The organism is Stenotrophomonas sp. YJH_SMC_110 (assembly GCF_059369255.1).
In genome coordinates this window covers 249601-269594 of sequence record NZ_JCAFSM010000001.1, presented here as the reverse complement: position 1 = coordinate 269594, position 19994 = coordinate 249601, and the positions used below count along the sequence as shown (strand labels likewise).

Sequence of the window (19994 nt, the reverse complement as noted above, 5' to 3'; positions counted from 1 at the left end):
CCCTTTCCTGCGGAAAGGGCTCTGACCCCACCAGCGGGGGATACCCCGCTTACTGCCCCGTCGCCGCCTTCACCGCGTCCTCGTGCAGCGACTCGTTCAGCTCATCCACCACGGTGGTCCATGCCGCATCGGCCTGCAGCGACTCGGACAGGAACTGGCGCTGCGCATCGTTCCAGTACGGTGCCTCGACCACTTCCACATCGGTGGCCAGCTGGTGCTCGCGGATGAAGCGGGCGATGCCCTCGGCGCTGGCGTCCAGGCCCAGCTGCAGGAACAGGTTGGTCATGCGCGGTTCGGTGGTGATCATCGTCGGTTCCTGCAGTAAGAAGGGATGCGCCATTATCGGCGCACATAGCCTTGGGGAAAGCCCCGTGGCGAACGTCTACAGCAGGACGACCCCCTGGCATCCCCCATGAACGCACACATCGCCCCTGAAGACAGCCGCAGCCTGCGGCTCAAGGCCGCCACCCGCGACAGCCATGGCGCCCTGGACAAGCGCATCATGGCCGGTGACATCTTCGCTGACCGCAGCAACTTCGCCCGGTTCCTGCGCGTGCAGTATCGCTTCCATCGCAGCATCGATGCGCTGTATGCCAACCCTGCGCTGGACGCACTGCTGCCGGACCTGGGCGAGCGCCGCCGCCTGGCCCAGGTGGCGCGCGACCTGCAGGATCTGGAGCAGACGCTGCCCGGGGCCGACATCGCGGCGTTGCCGTCCGATCTGGAACTGCCCGCCGCGTTGGGGTGGCTGTATGTGGCCGAAGGGTCCAACCTGGGCGGCACCGTGCTGTACAAGATGGCCGCCAGGCTCGGCCTGGATCGTGATTTCGGCGCCCGCCACCTGGCCGCGCATCCGGATGGCGCGGCGCGCCACTGGCGCGAGTTCACCGCTGCGCTGGACGCGGTACCGCTGAGTGCCAGGCAGGAGCAGCAGGTGATCGATGCGGCCGACGCCGCGTTCCGCAGCGTGCACGGCCACGTCGAAGTGGAATTCGCCTGATGCCTGGTGCCCGCCTGCGGATGCAGCGCTGATGCGTTGGCTCTGGTTCGCGCTGGGATGGTTGATGGTCGGCCTCGGGGTGATCGGCGCGTTGCTGCCGGTGATGCCGACCACCATCTTCCTGATCCTCGCCGTGGGCTGCTTCGCACGCAGCTCGCCGAAGTTCGAGCGGCGCCTGCTGGCGCATCCGCGCTACGGCCCGTCACTGCGGCTGTGGCGTGAGCAGGGTGCGGTGTCGCGCAAGGGCAAGGCATTCGCCAGTGCCGGCATGGCCGTCGGTTTTGCGCTGTTCTGCTGGGGAGCGCACCCGTCGTGGCGCCTGCTGCTGGGCGTGGGCCTGTTCTTCGCGGTCAGCGCCGGCTACGTGCTCAGCCGACCCGCGCCGCGGCTGCAGCCCCATCCGGTCGTGGAAGTGGACGACGCCAATGATCCGCGTGCGACCCGCCGTCGCGCAGCGACCCCTGATGCTGATGGAAACCGAGACGATGCTGCCTGCTGACCTGGCCCCTGTGGCCGCCCCCGCATTGACCCCGTGGGGCATGTACCTGGCCGCCGACGTGGTGGTGAAGGCCGTGATGATCGCGCTGGCACTGGCGTCGCTGGCCACCTGGACCGTGCTGCTGGCCAAGGGCTGGGAGCTGGCGCGGCAGGCCCGGCAGCTGCGTGCGGCACGCGCGCTGTTGCTGCAGTCCGCACAGCTGCCGACGCAGAGCGAAGAAGCGACCCTGCAACAGGGCGCCGCACTGACGATGCTGGACGCTGCACGCACCGAACTGCGCCTGTCGCAGGAGCTGGACAGCCACGACGGCATCAAGGAGCGCGTCGCCTCGCGCCTGGAACGCATCGAGCTGGAAACCGCGCGCGTGCAGCGGCGCGGTATCGGCGCGCTCGCCAGCATCGGCGCGGTGGCGCCGTTCGTCGGCCTGTTCGGTACGGTGTGGGGGATCATGAACAGTTTCATCGGCATCGCCCACAGCAACACCACCAGCCTGGCGGTGGTTGCGCCCGGCATCGCCGAGGCCCTGTTGGCGACAGCGCTCGGCCTGGTCGCGGCGATTCCCGCGGTGCTGGTCTACAACCATTTCAGCCGCGTGCTGGCCGGCCTGCGGGGGCTGCTCGGCGATCTGTCGGCCGCCGTGCAGCAGCTGGTGTCGCGCGATCTTGATCGTGCCGTCCCGCGTGCCGCTGCGGCGCCGCTGCGCGCGGTGCACTGAGGCGCGACGATGGCGATCAGGACCGCGTCCGACCGCGACGATGCCCCCGAAGAAGCGCACGAGATCAATGTCACGCCCTTCATCGACGTGATGCTGGTGCTGTTGATCATCTTCATGGTGGCCGCACCGCTGGCGACCGTGTCGGTGCCGGTGCAGCTGCCGGCCAGCAGCGCCAGTGCCACGCCGCCCGAACAGGCGCCGGTGTATGTGACCGTGCAGGCCGATCTGTCGCTTCGCGTTGGCGAACAGGCCGTAGCGCGCGACGGGCTGGCGGCTGCATTGCAGGCGGCCACCCACAGTGACACCGCGCAGCGTATCTTCCTGCGCGCCGATACCCACGTGCCCTACGGCGAACTGATGGCCACGCTGGATGCATTGCGTGCGGCCGGTTACCTGAAGGTGGCACTGGTCGGCCTGGAGCAGCGCACGCAATGAGCGGACTGCGGCGCTGGGCGACCAGCCTGGCGATCGTACTGCTGGTGCACGCGCTGCTGATCGGCGCGGCCTGCTGGTGGGTGGCGCGCGCACCGGTGCAGGCTGCAACGGCTCCCCCGGCAGCGCTGACGCTGGAGCTGGCGCCGATGGCGCAGGCACCGCCGGCGCCGCCGCGCGAGGTCGCCACCGGGCCGCTGCAGCAGCAACAGCAGCGGCAGCAGGCGCCAGCGCCAGCCGTGCGTGAGCAACCCAAGGCACCCGTGCAGCCGCAGGGTGAGCTGCCTCCGCCAGAAGCGCCGGAACCAGCGCCCGCGCCGGACAGCGCCGATGCCAACGTCGCGCAGACCAGCGCACCGCCGCAGGTGGCCGCCGACGCTGCCGCACGCTACACCGCGCCGCAGACCACGGCGGGTGAGCGCAGTCGTGCCGAGGCGACCTGGGAAGGACACCTGCTCGGGCACCTGCAGAAGCACCGGCGCTATCCACGCCAGGCCGAGCGGCTGCGCCAGCAGGGCGTGGTCTACGTGCGCTTTGCCGTGGCCCGCGATGGCGCGGTCTCGGGGTTGAAACTGGGCCGCAGCAGTGGCTTCGCGCTGCTCGACCAGGAGACGCTGGACACCGTGCAGCGGGCCAGCCCGCTGCCGGCGCCGCCGGCCGAAATGGCCGACGACCCGGTGGAAGTGATGGTGCCGGTGTCGTTCTTCCTGCGTGGGCGGTGATTGACGGTGGGGTCGGATCCCTTTCCGCAGGAAAGGGCTCTGACCCCATCGAGGCCGTCATCCACCCATGGCGCGGATCTACAGCAGCGGCACCAGCAGCAGCGCCACGATGTTGATGATCTTGATTAGCGGATTGATCGCCGGGCCGGCGGTGTCCTTGTACGGGTCACCGACGGTATCGCCGGTCACCGCGGCCTTGTGCGCCTCGCTGCCCTTGCCGCCGAAGTGGCCGTCCTCGATGTACTTCTTGGCGTTGTCCCAGGCACCGCCGCCGGTGGTCATCGAAATGGCCACGAACAGGCCGGTCACGATGGTGCCGATCAGCAGGCCGCCCAGCGCGCGTGGCCCCAGCAGCAAGCCGACCACCACCGGCACCGCCACCGGCAGCAATGACGGCACGATCATTTCGCGGATCGCCGAGCGGGTCAGCATGTCCACCGCCTTGTCGTACTGGGGCTTGCCGGTGCCCTGCATGATGCCGGGGATCTCGCGGAACTGGCGGCGCACTTCCTCCACCACCGCACCGGCGGCGCGGCCGACCGCTTCCATCGCCATCGCACCGAACAGGTAGGGAATCAGGCCGCCGATCAGCAGGCCGATGATCACCGTGTGGTCGCTGAGATCGAAGCGGAACTCCTGGCCGGGATTGGCCGCCTGCAGGTTGTGGGTGTAGTCGGCGAACAGCACCAGTGCGGCCAGCGCCGCCGATCCGATCGCATAGCCCTTGGTCACTGCCTTGGTGGTGTTGCCCACTGCATCCAGCGGATCGGTGATGTCGCGGATCTCCGAGGGCAGCTCGGCCATTTCGGCGATGCCACCGGCGTTGTCGGTGATCGGGCCGTAGGCATCGAGGGCGACAATCATGCCGGCCATCGACAGCATCGCAGTAGCGGCGATGGCGATGCCGTACAGGCCGCCCAGCGCGAAGGCTCCCCAGATCGCCGCACACACCGCCACCACCGGCAGCGCGGTGGACTTCATCGAAATGCCTAGGCCGGCGATGATGTTGGTGCCATGGCCGGTGGTCGAGGCCTGCGCCACGTGCTGCACCGGCTTGTACTGGGTGCCGGTGTAGTACTCGGTGATCCACACGATCAGCCCGGTCAGCACCAACCCGATCAACGCGCAGCCATACAGCGCCATCGGCCCATGCACGTTGTCGGACATCAGCCTGGTGGTGATCGGATAGAACGCAATCGCCGCCAGCACGCCGGAGACGATCACGCCCTTGTACAGCGCACCCATGATCGAGCCGCCCGGCTTCACCTTGACGAACAGCGCACCGATGATCGAGGCGATGATCGATACGCCGCCCAGCACCAGCGGGTAGAGCACCGCGTTGGCGCCGGCCTCGGCCAGCATCAGGCTGCCCAGCAGCATGGTGGCGATCACGGTCACCGCGTAGGTCTCGAACAGGTCGGCGGCCATGCCGGCGCAGTCACCGACGTTGTCACCGACGTTGTCGGCGATCACCGCCGGGTTGCGCGGATCATCTTCGGGAATACCGGCTTCGACCTTGCCGACCAGGTCGGCGCCGACGTCGGCTCCTTTGGTGAAGATGCCGCCGCCCAACCGCGCGAAGATCGAGATCAGCGACGAACCGAACGCCAGCCCGACCAGCGCGTGCAGCGCCTGCTCCATCGGCAGGCCCATGCGCAGCAGCAGTGCGTAGTAGCCTGCCACGCCCAGCAGGCCCAGCCCGACCACCAGCATGCCGGTGATCGCGCCGCCGCGGAAGGCGACGTCCATCGCCGCGCTGATGCCCTGGCGCGCCGCCTCCGCGGTGCGCACGTTGGCGCGCACCGACACGTTCATGCCGATGTAGCCGGCGGCGCCGGACAGCACCGCACCGACCGCGAAACCAATCGCGGTGTACCAGCTGAGGAACACCCCGACCAGCACGAACAGCACCACGCCGGCGATGCCGATGGTCAGGTACTGACGGTTGAGGTAGGCACGCGCACCTTCCTGGATCGCGGTGGCGATCGCAACCATGCGCTCATTGCCGGTGGGTTGGCGCAGGATCCAGCGCGCCGAGACGATTCCGAACAGGATCGCGAGAATGGCGCAGCCCAGCGCCAGTGACAGCCCGTGACGTTCCAGCATTAGACCCCTCCGCAGAATGGATGTAGGCATCCAGTGGCGATGAACGGCACCACGAGGGGGACGACGGGCTGCAGCCTGGAACCAACCCGTACCGACCTTGGTGGTCGTCCGACGTATGGCGGTGTTCAGCATTCCCTGGTGCCCGCAGTATGCGTGCCGCTCTTTGTAGAGTCGAGCCATGCTCGACTGGCCCGTGGGAGCCGCGCCGCATGACCCGTGGGCGCCCTGCCAATGAACGCGTCGACATGCGCGCGGACCCGCCGCCAGGCAAGGGCATGATTTGCGAGCCACCGGCCTTTGCACCCCGTTAAGCCAGCCTCTGCAAGCCTGCGCGGAGTCCCGATGGAGATCCCCCATGCGCCTGTCCCTGTTGATGCTCGCCGCCCTGGCCCCGGCCGTGCCGGCACTCGCTGCGGAAACCCCGGAGCTGCAGCGTGCCGTGGGCGCACCCCAGGCGGTGGGCGCGGTGCATACGCTGCGGCAGATTCCCGAGGCCTGCGCACGCCTGGAAGGTGCGTTCACCGGCGATACCGCCGCCCCGTACCGCTTCTCCGCCGTGCGTACCAGCGAGCAGTGCCAGCCACGTGCGCGCTTCGTCGACTACACCAAGGCACAGCCGAGTGCCGACAAGGGCTGGAAGCTCAACGATGTGATCCGCGTGCCCAACGCGGCATGCCCGGCGCAGCAGGCGGTGGTGCGGGTGTGGCGCCTGCCGTCGAGCAACAAGGTCGAGCTGGATGGGCAGGGCCAGTCGCGCATCTATCTGGAAGAGGCCAAGAAGCAGGCGGCAGCCGGCCAGATTCCGCAGGTGACGATGTTCGCCGCGCAGCTGCAGATGGAAGGAAAGGCCTGCAATTGAGATGATGCGTGCGCTGCGCCCACGCAGTCGTCCACGGGTGGTAGTGCCGGCCGCTGGCCGGCATCCGGCTGATCTCACTCCGCCAGCGTCGCCCCGCGCGCCACCAGCAGCTCGCGCAACGCCCTGCGATGGCAATGCGCTTCGTCCTCGCAGTAGCAGCCCACGCTGAGGTCGCTGTGCTGCGACATCGCGGCCAGCAGGTCCAGCGCGTGCGCGGCATCGGGCGCTTTCATCTCGGCCTTGTAGTGGCGGAAGAACGCAGTCCAGTCGGCGGCGGTCTTCGCCTCATGGGCCTGTTTCACCAGCTCCGCGCTGGGTGACAGAGTCGGGAACCAGACGTCGTACCAGTCCCGTTTCGCGAATTCGCTGCGGGGCACGCCGCGCGGTGGTCGCCGCACGGTGCCGATGCGCAGGCCCTCACCGGGTTGGCGCGGGCTGCCGAGACGAACAACACGCAGTGCCATGATGACCTCCATGAAAAGGGGACGGAGGGGATTAAGTCGTATCCGACCCACTGCTGATGCTGTTGGAGATGACAGAGGGGCGTATGCGACTTAATCCCCTCCGTCCCCTTTTTCAGGTCAGCCCTCGAAGGCCGGCAGCTTCTGCTTCACCGCCACGTTCTTCAGTGTCACGTACTTCGGCAGGCCGTCGGTGCCATAGGGAAGCGGCGCTTCGCCCTTGATCAGCGGCGACAGGTAGGCGCGCGCCTTGGCGGTGATGCCGAAGCCATCGCGGCGGATGAAGCCGGCCGGCATCTTCTTTTCGTGGTTGGCGATCTTCGACAGCGGGGCCGCTTCGATCTTCCAGCGATAGGGCGCATCGCTGCTGCGCACGATCACCGGCATCACGCCGTTCTGGCCCTTCAGTGCCAGCTGCACGGCGGCCTTGCCGACCGCCTGTGCCTGCTCCCAGTCGGTCCTGCTGGCCAGGTGGCGGGCCGAGCGCTGCAGGTAGTCGGGCAGCGCCCAGTGCACCTTCAGGCCCAGCTGGTCCTTGACCCGTGCAGCAAGGTGCGCCGCCACGCCGCCCAGCTGCGAGTGACCGAACGAGTCCTTGCCGCCGCCTGCGTCGGCGACGAAGCGGCCATCTGCGGTCGCGATACCTTCCGACGCCACCACCACGCAGTAGCCGACGCGCTCGACCACGGCCTTCACCTTGGCCAGGAATGCAGCCTCGTCGTAGGCGCGCTCGGGCAGCAGGATGATGTGCGGTGCGTCGTCATCACCGTTGCCAGCCAGACCGGCGGCCGCGGCCAGCCAGCCGGCGTGGCGGCCCATCGCCTCGTAGATGAAGACGCGGGTGGAGGTCTCGGCCATCGCCGCAACGTCCAGCGCCGCCTCGCGCACCGAGACGGCGGTGTACTTGGCCGCCGAGCCGAAGCCGGGGCAGGTGTCGGTCACCGCCAGATCGTTGTCGATGGTCTTGGGCACGCCAATGCAGGTCAGGTCGTAGCCGGAGGCCTTGGCCAGCTGCGAGACCTTCAGCGCGGTATCGGCGGAGTCGTTGCCGCCGTTGTAGAGGAACCAGCGCACGTCGTGCGCGCGCAGCACCTCCAGCAGGCGGTCGTAGCGGGCGCGGTCGGCGTCCAGCGATTTCAGCTTGACCCGGCACGAGCCGAAGGCACCGCCCGGGGTATGGGCCAGCGCGCGGATGGCCGCGGCACTCTCCTTGCTGGTGTCGATCAGCTCCTCGCGCAGGGCGCCGAGGATGCCGTTGCGGGCGGCCAGGACCTTGATGCCCTTGGCCCGCGCCTGCTCGATCACCGCCGCCGCCGTGGCGTTGATGACGGCGGTGACACCGCCGGACTGGGCATAAAGGAGAGTACCGTTGCGCATGCTTCTACCTGCTCGGGGGAGGGGACATTGCAGGGACATTACCCGGATGCGGTAAAGTGGCGCTATTGCGGTGCAGCGATACCGGACCGTCCGGGACGCGAACCTTCTTTGTTTTCAACACGTTGGAGTCAGGTCAATGCGATTGGTTCTGTTGGGACCGCCCGGTTCGGGCAAGGGGACACAGGCGACGCGCCTGAAGGAAAAGCTGGGCATCGCCCACATTTCGACCGGTGACATGCTGCGCGCGGAAATCGCCGCCGGCACCGAGCTGGGCAAGCAGGCCAAGACGGTGATGGATGCCGGCAACCTGGTGTCGGACGACATCCTGCTGGGCATGCTGGAGTCGCGCCTGACCCAGGCTGATGTCGCCAAGGGCTTCATCCTCGATGGCTACCCGCGCAACGTGGCCCAGGCCAATGCGATGGACGGCCTGCTGGCCAAGATCGGCCAGCCGCTGGACGCCGTGGTGCAGCTGGACGTGGCCACCGAGCTGCTGGTGGATCGCATCGCCGGTCGTGCCAAGGAGCAGGGCCGCGCCGATGACAATCCGGAAGCGGTGCGCCAGCGCCTGCAGGTCTACAACGAGCAGACCGCCCCGGTGGTCGATTTCTACGCCGGCCGTGGCACCCTGGCCCGCGTCGATGGCGTCGGTGAGCTGGACGAGATCGAAGCCCGCATCCTGGCGGCGATCAAGGCCTGATCCGGCCGGGCCGGCGCGAATTGCCGGCTCCCCGGGCGCAAAAAAACACAGGCCTGGTCCGCGAGGATCAGGCCTGTGTCGTTTGACAGGCGCCAGCGAAGGGCTTGCTCAGGGCCCCGCAGCATGAGCTCCCTTGGGGATGGCCTCTTGGGGAGTAGGACCGGTTCGGGTACTGCGGCTGGCAGTTCGAATTGTGTCCGGGTTCACAGAACATCGCTATCGGGAATTCCCTGACAGCTGATTGGAGTTTTCTCACATCCCGTGTAGGGGTTGTCTTACCCGATAGCGGACATTGGCCCTATACAGCCGTCATCGGTCACAATCCTCGGTCATGAGCAGCGTACATATCCTTGCAATTGCCGGCACCTTCATGGGCGGCGTGGCCGCCCTGGCGCGGGAACTCGGGCATTCCGTCAGCGGCAGCGACCAGGCCATCTACCCGCCGATGTCGACCCAGCTCGAACAGCTGGGCATCACCCTGGACCAGGGCTACCGTGCCGACAGCGTGCCGGCCGGCACCGACGAGGTGGTGATCGGCAACGCGCTGTCGCGCGGCAATGCCGCCGTGGAAGCCGTGCTCGATGCCGGCCAGCGCTATATATCCGGCGCGCAGTGGCTGTCCGAGCAGGTGCTGCCGGGCCGCGACACGCTGGCCGTGGCCGGTACCCATGGCAAGACCACCACCACCACCATCCTCACCTGGCTGCTGGAAAGTGCAGGGCGCTCGCCCGGCTTCCTGATCGGCGGCGTCGCCGAGGATTTCGGAGTCTCCGCGCGCCTGGGCCAGGGCCGCGAGTTCGTGGTCGAAGCCGATGAGTACGACACGGCCTTCTTCGACAAGCGCAGCAAGTTCGTGCACTACCGGCCGCTGGTGGCCATCCTCAACAATCTTGAATACGACCACGCCGACATCTTCCCGGACGTGGCGGCGATCCAGCGCCAGTTCCACCACCTGGTGCGTACCGTGCCCGCACGTGGGCGGCTGATCGTCAACGGCGAGGATCAGCACCTGGCCGAAGTGCTGGCGATGGGCTGCTGGACCCCGGTCGAGCGGTTTGGTTTCGATCCGTCGCTGGAGTGGCATGCCGAGCTGCTGGCCGCCGATGGCAGCGCGTTCCGCGTGCACCATCGTGGGCAGGCGCTGGGCGACGTGCAGTGGTCGCTGCTGGGCCGCCACAACGTGCTCAACGGGCTGGCCGCGCTGGCCGCTGCGCATGCAGTGGGCGTGGCGCCGGCCACGGTGATCCCGGCGCTGGCGCGCTTCCGCAGCGTCAAGCGCCGCATGGAAGTGATCGGCAGCCATGGCGGCATCACCGTCTACGACGATTTCGCCCATCACCCCACCGCGATCGCCACCACGCTGGAGGGCCTGCGTGCCAGGGTCGGCGATGCGCGCATCGTGGTTGCGATGGAACCGCGCAGCAACTCGATGCGGTTGGGCGCACATGCGCAGGCACTGGCACCGTCGCTGGCGCTGGCTGATGAAGTGGTGTTCCTGCATCGCCCGGAACTGGCCTGGGATGCCGCTGCGGTGATCGCTGCGGTACGTGGTGACGCCCACGCGGTGCCGGATACCGACGCATTGCTGGCGCAGCTGCAGTCCAGCGTGCGCAGTGGCGACCACGTGGTGTTCATGTCCAACGGTGGCTTCGACGGCGCCCCGCGCCGCTTCCTCGCCGCGTTGCAGGCCCGATGAGCGTCGACAGCCCGCTGCCGCTGTTTCCGCTGCACACCACGCTGGTGCCGGGTGCGGCGGTGGGCCTGCGTGTTTTCGAGCGCCGCTATCTGGACCTGGTCCGCGACAGCGGCCGCAGTGGTGAGGGGTTCGGTGTCTGCCTGATCCTCGATGGCGAGGAAGTCGGCGCACCGGCGACGCCAGCGGCCTACGGCGTGCAGGTGCGCATCGAAGACTTCGATGTCGGCGCCGATGGCGTGCTGCAGCTGCGCCTGCGCGGCACCCGCCGTTTCCATGTGGAGCGTACCCGCGTGCGCGACAACGGCCTGGTGGTGGCCGACGTGCGCTGGTGCGAGGAAGACCCGGACGACGAACTGCGACCACAGCACGCGCTGCTGGCCACGGTGCTGGGGCACATCATCGAACAGGCCGGCGAGGCCTATGCGCCGTCCAACCCGGCGTTGCTGGACCAGGCCAGCTGGGTCGGCTGGCGGCTGGCCGAGCTGTTGCCGCTGAGCGAGCAGCAGCGCCTGCAGCTGCTGCAGATGGACGACCCGCACCAGCGATTGCAGCAGTTGCTGGGCTGGATGCCGTAGCAGCCTGCCTTGGGTGGGTGTGCACCTTGGTGCACACGCTGGGGCATGCGTGGAATGCCATCCACGCACGGCGTGGATCTACTGATCTACTGTAGAGCCGAGCCTATGCTCGGCTTGATGGTTCCCGCGAAGAGCGGCCGAGCATGGGCTCGGCTCTTCAGTGGGTGATCGCGCACCGGTGCCGGTCAGGGCGCCGTGGTCTTCAACCGCAGCACCGGCAACCCGGTTTCGCTGTGCACATCCTCGCGCTGCGGCAGGTCCTGCACGGCGTCCTTCACTGCGTTGAGCGCCGGGTCGACGCCACGCAGCGGGTGCCACATGCCGATCCACTCGAAATGACGCTCGTAGCGCAGGGTCTGCGCACTGCCCAGCCATAGCGGCGTATTGCCCGGTTGCAACTGCGCAGGGGCTGGCCACAGGCGCAGTACATAGCGCTCATCGCGGTGTGTACCCGGGCGCACCATCAACAGCGCTTCCACGCGCGTGTCCAGCGTGGCTGGCAGCACCGGCAGTTCGTCGGCACCCGTGTTCTTGTCCAGCATCAGCAGCGCCTCCTGCCAGCCGGCCTGTTCCTGCCGCTTCCAGCCGCGTGCTTCCAGCTGCGCCTGCAGCGGGGCCAGCGGGCCCGCCACCTGCACGTCCAGCGGCCAGCGCTGGTCGTCGTCGAACTCGTTGCGGCGCGCCGGCAGTGTCGCCCAGTCGTGCTGCCACCAGGCCTGCATGTCCATCGCCTGCGCCGCCGGCAGGGTCGGCTCGAAGCGTTCCAGCTTCACCGGAATGTGGCGCGGCGCGTACCACATCGCCGCCACGGCGAAGACACCGTAGAACAGCCACGCCACCGGCTTCACCCAGAACGAGCGGTTGAAGCGGCGGCGGTAGGCGATGCCCAGCACCAGCAGCCAGAACGTACCGAACAGCATGCCGCCGATCACATCGCTCAGCCAGTGCGCGCCCAGGTACAGGCGCGAGAAGCCGATCAGGCTGACCACGATGCCCGACACCAGGTACGGCCAGACACGGGTGCGGCCAGGCATCTCGCGGGCGATCAGCACCGCGAAGAAGCCGAAGGTGATGGTGGCCATGGTCACCGACACCGACGGGAAGCCAAAGCCACTGCTGGCATCGACCGGTCGCACCACATCCACCGTTGCGCCGAGCAGCATGGTCAACGCCAGGCCGAAGGCAAGCGCGGCCAGCCAGTGCGCGGCTGCCATCCAGCGGCGGCGCCAGATCAGGTAGCCCATCGCTGCAGCGGTGGCCGGCAACAACACCTGCCAGGCGCCCAGCGATGCCAGCGCGGCCATCGGGTAATCGGCCAGCGGATTGCGCAGCGCCAGCATGGCCTGGTGCACCAGCAGGTCGATCGCCAGCGGCTCGCCATGGGCGACCACCACGGTCAGCAGCGCGAACCAGCCCCAGCCCAGCACCAGCAGCATCAGCGCCAGCATCGCCAGCGGCACCGACTCGCGGCGCTTCGGGTCCAGCACACCGACGGTGTAGCGGCCCAGCGTCGGGTGTCGGTTGGACCAGTCCAGCAGCCGCGCCAGCCAGTTGTCCATGCGCGCGGCCGACCAGCGGTAGCCGTACAGCACGATGGCCCAGACCAGGCCGAGGATCACTGCCAGCAGGCCGACCACCACCACCAGGCGCCCTGCGACGGCGGCCACCGCGTCGTAGGCCTCGCCGAGCACCCAGCCCGGTGCCAGGAACAGCACCGCCCACGAAATGCTGGCGATGCCACTGGCCTGCATGTAGCGGCTGGCCGGCATTTTCATCATGCCGGCGATGGCCGGCACGAACGGCCGGATCGCGCCCACGTAGCGTGCTACCAGGATGCTCTTGAAGGCATTGCGGCGGAACAGGTTTTCGCCGCGGTCGAGCAGCTGCGGGTAACGGCTGAAGGGCCACACGCCACGCAGGCGGTCACCCCAGCGGCGCCCGATCCAGTAACTGATGCCATCACCGGCGAATGCGCCCAGTGCGGCTGCCGCCACCGCATACGGCCCGGAGATCTGGCCCAGCCCGATGAACACGCCCACCGCGAACAGCAGCGGCAGGGCCGGCACGATGGCGCCGAGAATGATCACCGCATCGCAGAAGGCGATGAGGAAGATAACGGCACCCGCCAGCACGGGGTGAGCGGCAATCCACGCGAGGGTGGCGTCGATCCATGAAGAGTCCATTGCCCGATTATAGGGGCGTGAAGGTGACTGGTTCCCGGCCGCTTGGTGACCGTTTGCAACGGGCGCCATCGCCTAGAATGGGCACATGCCGCATTCGTCAGACACGCCCTCGCACGCCCTGAAGGCCGACAGCTTCGGTCGCATCCTCCTTGTGGAAGGGCCGGCCGGCTCCTTTGTACGCCGTGATCTGGGCGCCACACCACTGTGGTTGCGGCTGCCGGCCTGGTGGCTGGCCCGCCGTGAAGCACGCGCACTGCGCCACATCCACGGCATGGCCGATGTGCCGCAGCTGCTGGCGTGGGATGGACGTCATCTCGACCGCAGCTTCATGGCCGGCGACGCCATGTACCAGCGTCCGCCTCGCGGTGACCTGGCCTGGTTCCGCGCCGCGCGTCGCCTGCTGCAGCAGCTGCATCGCAATGGCGTGGCCCACAACGATCTGGCCAAGGAAGCCAACTGGCTGGTCACCGACGATGGCCGCCCGGCGCTGATCGACTTCCAGCTGGCGGTGATCGGCAACCCGCGCTCGCGCTGGATGCGCCTGCTGGCCCGTGAGGACCTGCGCCACCTGCTCAAGCACAAGCGCATGTACTGCCGCGAGTCGCTCACCCCGGTGGAAAAGCGGGTGCTCAAGCGCACCTCCTGGGTGCGCGAGCTGTGGTTCGCCACCGGCAAGCCGGTCTACCGCTTCGTCACCCGCCGCATCCTGCATTGGGAAGACAACGAGGGGCAGGGGCCGAAGCCGTGAGCCGTACGCAGGTGGTGACCGGCCCGCCGAGTGCAGGCAGCATCCTGCGCCCACAGCTGGCTGGCGCCGACTTCGTGCACGCCTGCCAGGCGACGACCCGTCGTGATGGGCGCTCGGCCTTGCAGGCCTATCGCGACATGGCGGCGACCATTCCCGGCTGGTTCGATGGGCTGATGGCACTGCGCAATCGCGGCATGCGCCTGCTCGGCATGAAGCACCTGGGCTCGTTGCGTGCGGTACAGGACATCGCGCAGCCGCGTCCGGGGCAACGGCTGGGCATCTTCACCCTGCAGTCGCTGGATGACGATGCCATCGTGCTGGAAGACGACGACCGCCACCTGCGTGTGCAGCTGGCCCTGCAGTGGCAGGGCGATGTGCTGGAAGTGGCGACGGTGGTCCATACGCACAACGCGTTCGGGCGCGTGTACATGCTGCCGGTTGCACCCGTGCATCGGCTGATCGTGCCGCATCTGCTGAGGAAGCAGGTGCAGGCGTACCGGTAGATCCACGCCATGCGTGGGTGCATTAAGCAATTCAATGGTCGCGTGCAAGTGCCAGATGATTGCCGTTGACGACCCCTTCCATCTGTTCGCAGCGCTCGCCTAGAATCAGGAACGAGAGAGTCGCATGGAAGCAACGTCGCGCCGTCCTGGCGCGGCTACGCATGCGGACGCGAGGGGGAAATTGTGAAGCGAGTTGCTGCTTGGCAGTGCCGTGTTGCTACGGCACTGACGCTGTGCGTGGTCGCAGGTTCGGTCTCGGCAGTCGAGCCCTACCAAGAATACCGCAAGCTCATTGAGTCCGCCCAGAACCTGACGGCGCTGAAGGATGATCTTTTCGGCGAGAGCGTCAGCCTCTACAACGGCAAGACTGAGTTTGCCGTCACCGACGTCAGCCTGCCAGGCAACAACGCCCTGCCGGTGCAGATGCGGCGCCGGTTCAGTGTCGAGATGGACCTGGTCGGGAGTGGCAGCTTCAACGCCAGTCTCGATGGTGTGGGCGGCTGGGAGGTCGACACGCCGTACATCACCGGCATGTTCCCCGGCGCGAGCGCCTGGCTGAACAATCGTTGCAGTGGCGACATGGTGCCTCAGTGGCCCATTTCCTTCCGGCTCAACGAAGTCTGGCAGGGCAACATGATCCATGTCCCGGGTGGTGGTGATCGCACCATGTTGGGGGCCTGGAACAACACGCCGATGCCGACAGACGGCGTTGCACGCAAGTGGAGCACCTCGCATCGCGATGCCATCGACTGTATTCCAATGAAGTCGGGTCTGGCTGGCGAGGGCTATCGGGTCAGGACCACCTCGGGCGAGTCGTACTTCTTCGATACCGCGTTCACGCGCTTTGGCGGCACGCTGGAGCGCTCGGGCGGCGAAGGAGACAGGACCAAGATCGCTCGCACGCGCATCTACCTCATGGCCAGCCGTGTAGAGGACCGGTCGGGCAACTGGGTACAGTACGAGTACAACGGCAACGGTCACCCGACCCGGATCTGGTCCAGCGATGGCCGCGAGATCACGCTGGCCTACAGCGGCACGCTTCTGGTATCGGTGACTGCCGCGGGCCGTACCTGGAACTATGGCTACGGTCAGGTCGAAGGCCAGAACCGCCTCACCGCAGTTACCCAGCCCGATGGAAGCACTTGGTCCTACGCCTACTCCAGCGCGCTGCGCGCCTGGGAGAAGGTGAACTGGGACGGCAACAGCAACGAGACCTGTCAGGAGCAGCCGCCGGAGCGTGACGGTACGCTGGTCATGACCATCAAGCATCCGTCCGGTGCGATGGGTGAGTTCCAGTTTTCGAATGGTCGCCAGTACCGCAGTGGCGTCCATGCCAGCGAGTGCATCCGCCGGATCGCACAGTCGGCGTACTACTACGAAATCGTCACCCCGTTTTTCTACGACGTAGTCTCGCTGAGAGCCAAGAAGATCTGGGGACCGGGCCTGCCGAAGGTGCTGCAGTGGAGCTATGACTATGGCAGCGGCTACGAGCCGCTCTGGGGCGGCGTGGGCGGTGCAGCCATCTACCCCTGCACGACCTGCAAGAAGGAAAAGCAGGTCACGATCTCAAATCCCGACGGAACCCGCACGGCCTACCGCTATGGCTCGCAGTACGCGCTGAATGAAGGGCGGCTGCTGGGTAGCAGCGTCATTGACGCGGCCGGGAATGTGGTCAAGAGCAGCACCTCGGTCTACATGACCGAAGACGAAGTGAAATCACAGCCATTCGCCCCGCTTCACGGGATGATCTACAGTGGCGACGAGCCGAGCACAGCTCAGGTGCGGCCGGTCGTGGCCGAGGCCATCCAGCAGGATGGCGTGACCTACCAGACCAGCATATTGTTGTTCGATGATCTGGCTCGCCCGTTGCGTGTCAATAGCGCCAGTCCTTTGGGCGGCCGCACCGATGCCACTCAGTATGCGGACGACCGAAGCAGATGGATTCTGGGCGCGATCGCGAAGGTCACCAACGAGAATACCGGCGTGGTGGTCGAGCAGACGACGTTCGATGGCCTGATGCGGCCCACGGAAGTGCGTTCGTATGGGTTGTTGAAGCAGGTACTGGGCTACAACCCTGACGGAACCGTGGCCATGGTGGATGACGGTCGTGGCAATCGCACTACGCTTTCCGGCTGGAAGCGCGGCACGCCACAGCAGATCCAGTTTGCCGACGGCGCTGTGCAGTCGGCGGTGGTGGACGACAATGGCTGGGTCAGCAGCGTTACCGATGAGAACGGTGCAACCACCCAGTACGGCTATGACGCAATGGGACGCATGGCCACCATCGACTGGCCGGCGGGCGACAGTGTGGCTTGGGCACGTACGACACAGAGTTTCACCGCCATCAACGGCGACGAGTACGGTATCGGAGCGGGTCATTGGCGGCAGACCGTCGCAACCGGAAACGCGCGGCGCAACGTCTATTTCGATGCCTTCTGGCGTCCGCTGCTGACTGAGGAATATGACGAGTCCTCGCGTGGCGTGACCCAGCGCTACCAGAGGTTTGCCTACGACGAAGCGGGTCGGCAGGTGTTCGCCTCGCACCCTGGCGAGTCTGCTGTGCTGAGTACAGGTACATGGACCGGCTACGACGCGCTGGGGCGACAGACCTCGGTGTCCGTCGACAGCGAGGCCGGTCTGCTGACATCGCTGACCAGTTATCTGGCGGGTGGCGGCTTGAAAGTGGTCGACCCCAAGGGCAATACGACGCTGACCACTTTCCAGGCGTTCGGTGCGCCGTCGACGGAATCCCCGGTGTCGATCATTCACCCGGCGGGCGCGTTCACCGATATCGATCGCGACATCTTCGGCAAGCCGCGCTCGATCGTGCGCCGCAACCAGGACGGCAGCGCCCGGATTGCCCGCAATTATGTGTATGACGGTCATCAGCAGCTCTGCAAGAGTGTGGAGCCGGAGACCGGCGCAACGCTGATGGGTTACGACGCAGCGGGCAATCTTGCCTGGAGCGCAGCTGGCCTGGACCTTTCCAGCACCACGGCATGCGACGCTGATGCTGGACCGGTTGCGGCCCGCAGGATCGTTCGTGGCTACGATGCGCGCAATCGGCTGTCGACACTTGCGTTCCCGGATGGGAATGGCAACCAGGGCTTGACGTATACAAGGGACGGCAAGCCGGCCACGGTGACCACGGCAAACGATGCGGGGACGACGCAGGCGATCAACACCTATACCTACAACAAGCGTGGGTTGTTGACGGCCGAAACCTCCAGTGACAGTACCCTCGGCATCCAGTCGCTGGGATATGCCTACAACGCCAATGGCGCACTTTCAGGCCTGACCTATCCGAGTGGGCGCTTCGTTGACTATGCGCCCAACGCGCTGGGCCAGCCGACCAAGGCGGGAGGCTACGCCTCAGGGGTGACTTACTACGCCAATGGGGGCATGAAGCAATTCACCTATGGCAATGGCATCGTGCACACGATGGCGCAGAACCAGCGCCAGTTGCCTACCCGGGTGGTCGACAGTGCCGGAGCGCTGGACACGACCTATGAGTACGACGCCAATGGCAACGTCGCGCGTATCGTCGACAATCTGGACGGGCAGCGCACGCGCACCATGGCCTACGACGGACTGGATCGTCTGATTCAGGCCACCTCGCCTTCGTTTGGCGGAGATGGCGTGTACCGCTACACCTACGATGCTGTGGACAACCTGCGTTCGGCCGCGCTGACCGGTGTCAAGGATCACGTCTATTGGTACGACACCCATAACCGGCTTACCAACGTACAGAACAGTGGAGGCGCCACCACTCTGGGCTTGAGCTACGACGCACAGGGCAACCTCTCCAGCCGCAACGGCGTCGGCTACAGCTTCGACTTCGGCAATCGCCTGCGCAGTGTGGCCAGCGCGGAGCGATACCGATACGACGCACATGGCCGGCGCATCCTGTCGGCGGGCGCCAATGACGGTGCCACCATTCGATCGCTGTACGGCAACGACGGTGTGCTGCGCCGGCAGGAAAATGCCCGGGAGGGCCGCAATACCGAGTACATCCACCTCAATGGCAGCCTGGTGGCGCAGGCCATCCAGGTCGTCGCGCCGGTTACGCCGGTCCTGACCGCGCCCGCGTTCAGCAACAACGGTGCCTATGCACTGCAGTGGACGGCGGTGTCTTACGCCAGCCGTTATGAACTGCGAGAGCAGGCAGCTGGCGGAGCTTGGGCCACGATCTACAACGGCGCCGAACGTAGCTGGAACACGTCCGCGAAGGCGGAAGGAACGTTTGGCTATGCTGTCCGCGCTTGCCAACAGGACAGCTGCAGTGGCTGGTCGGCGACGGCCAGTGTCGTGGTGCAGCGTCCTCCTGCGGCAAAGGCTGCTGTAAGCGCGCCCGCAACGGCATTCAATGGCAGCTACAGCATTACTTGGACGGAAGCGGCGGGCGCGGCAACCTATCGCCTGCAGGAGCAGGTGGGAGCGGGCGCCTGGCAGACGGTGCAGGAGAGCGCGGCGCGCAGTCTCGCGGTCTCCGGCAAGCCGGCCGGGACGTATGGGTACCGGGTCTTTGGCTGTAACCCAGCGGGCTGTGGTCCTGAATCAGATGTTGCCCGGACCCAGGTGATCTATCCGCCTGCAGCGGCACCTTCGCTCAACGTGCCGGGGCAGAGTCTCGATGGCAACTATACGATTGCGTGGAGCAGCGTCGACGGCGCATTGCGCTATGCACTGGAGGAGAGCTTCAACAATGGTGCATGGGCACAGGTTGCCTCACTGGCCAGCACCAGTCAGGCATTCGGTGGCAAGGGGACCGGCAACTATGCCTACCGCGTCCGGGCCGGCAACGATGCGGGGTGGGGCGTGTACTCGGCGACGAGTGTTGTTTCAGTGATCCGGCCACCGGCACCGCCCAGCCTGAGTGCGCCCGCAGGAACCTCGTCGGGCAGTGTCACGTTGAATTGGACGGGCGTTGCCATGGCGGCCAGCTACCTGCTGGATGAGAGTGTCAATGGCGGAACCTGGACGGCGGTCCAGAACGACGGTTCGACCCAGTCGCAGCGCAATGGTCTGGTGTTCGGCAACTACGCCTATCGCGTAAGGGCATGCAACATCTCTGGCTGCAGTGACTTCTCCAACACGGTGGTCGTCGCTTCCAATCCGCCCCCGGGTACGCCGCAGTTCATTCATTCCATCAAGTCGCAATGGAAGGAAGGGCGCGCCACCAAAATCTCCTGCGAGGTGAAGTGGACCAGCATGCCGGGTGCAACCAACTACGAGATGATGGCCTACGGCGGAAGGCTCGAGTATTCCGGTCCGGAGAGCTCAATCGAAGCTCAGGGCGCGGTCTACTGCGCGGAAGTACAGATTGTGCGCGCCTGCAATGCCAGCGGTTGTTCAGCCTGGTCCAACCCGTATCCGCAGAGCGTTGTGGATTACGGCGACCTGACCAACCCTCGGTGA

Annotated in this window: 17 protein-coding genes; 12 read left to right on the top strand and 5 right to left on the bottom strand. The window is 66.6% G+C overall.

The genetic code is table 11. From position 1 onward, the window contains the following. Positions 1 to 49: 49 nt before the first annotated feature. Positions 50 to 307, bottom strand: coding sequence for a DUF2789 domain-containing protein (locus tag AC5P6H_RS01180; RefSeq protein WP_053495205.1), 258 nt, complete (start codon positions 305 to 307; stop codon positions 50 to 52). A 105-nt stretch (positions 308 to 412) separates the two neighbouring features. Here AC5P6H_RS01180 and AC5P6H_RS01175 point away from each other — a divergent pair, with 105 nt between their 5' ends. The 5 genes from AC5P6H_RS01175 to AC5P6H_RS01155 are packed head-to-tail and all read left to right on the top strand — an operon-like array spanning position 413 to position 3368. Next, on the top strand, positions 413 to 1000 hold the full coding sequence (locus AC5P6H_RS01175) for a biliverdin-producing heme oxygenase (RefSeq protein WP_075076023.1): 588 nt from the start codon (positions 413 to 415) through the stop codon (positions 998 to 1000). Positions 1001 to 1031: 31 nt separating this feature from the next. Continuing rightward, on the top strand, positions 1032 to 1499 hold the full coding sequence (locus tag AC5P6H_RS01170) for a YbaN family protein (RefSeq protein WP_169412120.1): 468 nt from the start codon (positions 1032 to 1034) through the stop codon (positions 1497 to 1499). Continuing rightward, positions 1486 to 2214 carry a tonB-system energizer ExbB gene (gene exbB / locus AC5P6H_RS01165; protein WP_014648318.1) on the top strand — a complete coding sequence of 243 codons (729 nt, stop codon included), beginning with the start codon at positions 1486 to 1488 and terminating at the stop codon, positions 2212 to 2214. The genes AC5P6H_RS01170 and exbB overlap by 14 nt, the downstream gene beginning before the upstream one ends. Positions 2215 to 2223: 9 nt before the next feature. Continuing rightward, positions 2224 to 2649, top strand: a complete 426-nt coding sequence (exbD, locus tag AC5P6H_RS01160; RefSeq protein ID WP_053495202.1) for a TonB system transport protein ExbD — start codon at positions 2224 to 2226, stop codon at positions 2647 to 2649. Continuing rightward, positions 2646 to 3368, top strand: a complete 723-nt coding sequence (locus AC5P6H_RS01155) for an energy transducer TonB (protein ID WP_495202242.1) — start codon at positions 2646 to 2648, stop codon at positions 3366 to 3368. The genes exbD and AC5P6H_RS01155 overlap by 4 nt, the downstream gene beginning before the upstream one ends. A gap of 78 nt (positions 3369 to 3446) precedes the next feature. Here AC5P6H_RS01155 and AC5P6H_RS01150 read toward each other — a convergent pair whose 3' ends face one another. Continuing rightward, positions 3447 to 5474, bottom strand: coding sequence for a sodium-translocating pyrophosphatase (locus AC5P6H_RS01150; RefSeq protein WP_495202241.1), 2028 nt, complete (start codon positions 5472 to 5474; stop codon positions 3447 to 3449). Between the two features lie 355 nt (positions 5475 to 5829). Here AC5P6H_RS01150 and AC5P6H_RS01145 point away from each other — a divergent pair, with 355 nt between their 5' ends. Then, complete coding sequence (locus tag AC5P6H_RS01145; RefSeq protein WP_227864230.1) at positions 5830 to 6333, top strand: hypothetical protein; 504 nt, start codon at positions 5830 to 5832, stop codon at positions 6331 to 6333. A 74-nt stretch (positions 6334 to 6407) separates the two neighbouring features. On the opposite strand, the gene AC5P6H_RS01140 is transcribed toward AC5P6H_RS01145, so the two are convergent. Beyond that, entirely contained in the window at positions 6408 to 6797 is a 390-nt protein-coding gene (locus AC5P6H_RS01140) for a DUF488 domain-containing protein (RefSeq protein ID WP_014648313.1), read from the bottom strand. Positions 6798 to 6914: 117 nt separating this feature from the next. Further along, entirely contained in the window at positions 6915 to 8171 is a 1257-nt protein-coding gene (locus tag AC5P6H_RS01135) for a 6-phosphofructokinase (RefSeq protein WP_134809255.1), read from the bottom strand. A gap of 136 nt (positions 8172 to 8307) precedes the next feature. Here AC5P6H_RS01135 and AC5P6H_RS01130 point away from each other — a divergent pair, with 136 nt between their 5' ends. The 3 genes from AC5P6H_RS01130 (at position 8308) to AC5P6H_RS01120 (ending at position 11142) form a co-directional block, all read left to right on the top strand. Further along, positions 8308 to 8871, top strand: a complete 564-nt coding sequence (locus tag AC5P6H_RS01130; RefSeq protein ID WP_032956019.1) for an adenylate kinase — start codon at positions 8308 to 8310, stop codon at positions 8869 to 8871. A 331-nt stretch (positions 8872 to 9202) separates the two neighbouring features. Further along, positions 9203 to 10567: a UDP-N-acetylmuramate:L-alanyl-gamma-D-glutamyl-meso-diaminopimelate ligase gene (gene mpl / locus AC5P6H_RS01125; protein ID WP_049440504.1), complete on the top strand. Its 1365-nt coding sequence runs from the start codon at positions 9203 to 9205 to the stop codon at positions 10565 to 10567. Next, a complete protein-coding gene (locus AC5P6H_RS01120) occupies positions 10564 to 11142 on the top strand; it encodes an LON peptidase substrate-binding domain-containing protein (protein ID WP_032956024.1) in 579 nt (192 codons plus the stop codon). The genes mpl and AC5P6H_RS01120 overlap by 4 nt, the downstream gene beginning before the upstream one ends. A 185-nt stretch (positions 11143 to 11327) precedes the next feature. Here the strand turns inward: AC5P6H_RS01120 and AC5P6H_RS01115 are convergent, their stop codons facing one another. Further along, positions 11328 to 13325, bottom strand: coding sequence for a bifunctional DedA family/phosphatase PAP2 family protein (locus AC5P6H_RS01115; protein WP_046432354.1), 1998 nt, complete (start codon positions 13323 to 13325; stop codon positions 11328 to 11330). Positions 13326 to 13410: 85 nt separating this feature from the next. On the opposite strand from AC5P6H_RS01115, the gene AC5P6H_RS01110 reads away from it, so the two are divergent. From AC5P6H_RS01110 to AC5P6H_RS01100, 3 genes are all read left to right on the top strand, one after another. Further along, positions 13411 to 14073, top strand: coding sequence for a serine/threonine-protein kinase (locus AC5P6H_RS01110; protein ID WP_014648307.1), 663 nt, complete (start codon positions 13411 to 13413; stop codon positions 14071 to 14073). After that, positions 14070 to 14576, top strand: coding sequence for a DUF2867 domain-containing protein (locus tag AC5P6H_RS01105; RefSeq protein WP_041863783.1), 507 nt, complete (start codon positions 14070 to 14072; stop codon positions 14574 to 14576). Before AC5P6H_RS01110 ends, AC5P6H_RS01105 begins: the two co-directional genes overlap by 4 nt. A 183-nt stretch (positions 14577 to 14759) precedes the next feature. Continuing rightward, the gene (locus AC5P6H_RS01100) at positions 14760 to 19994 is read left to right on the top strand and encodes an RHS repeat protein (protein WP_495202240.1); all 5235 of its coding nucleotides are present in this window, start codon (positions 14760 to 14762) and stop codon (positions 19992 to 19994) included.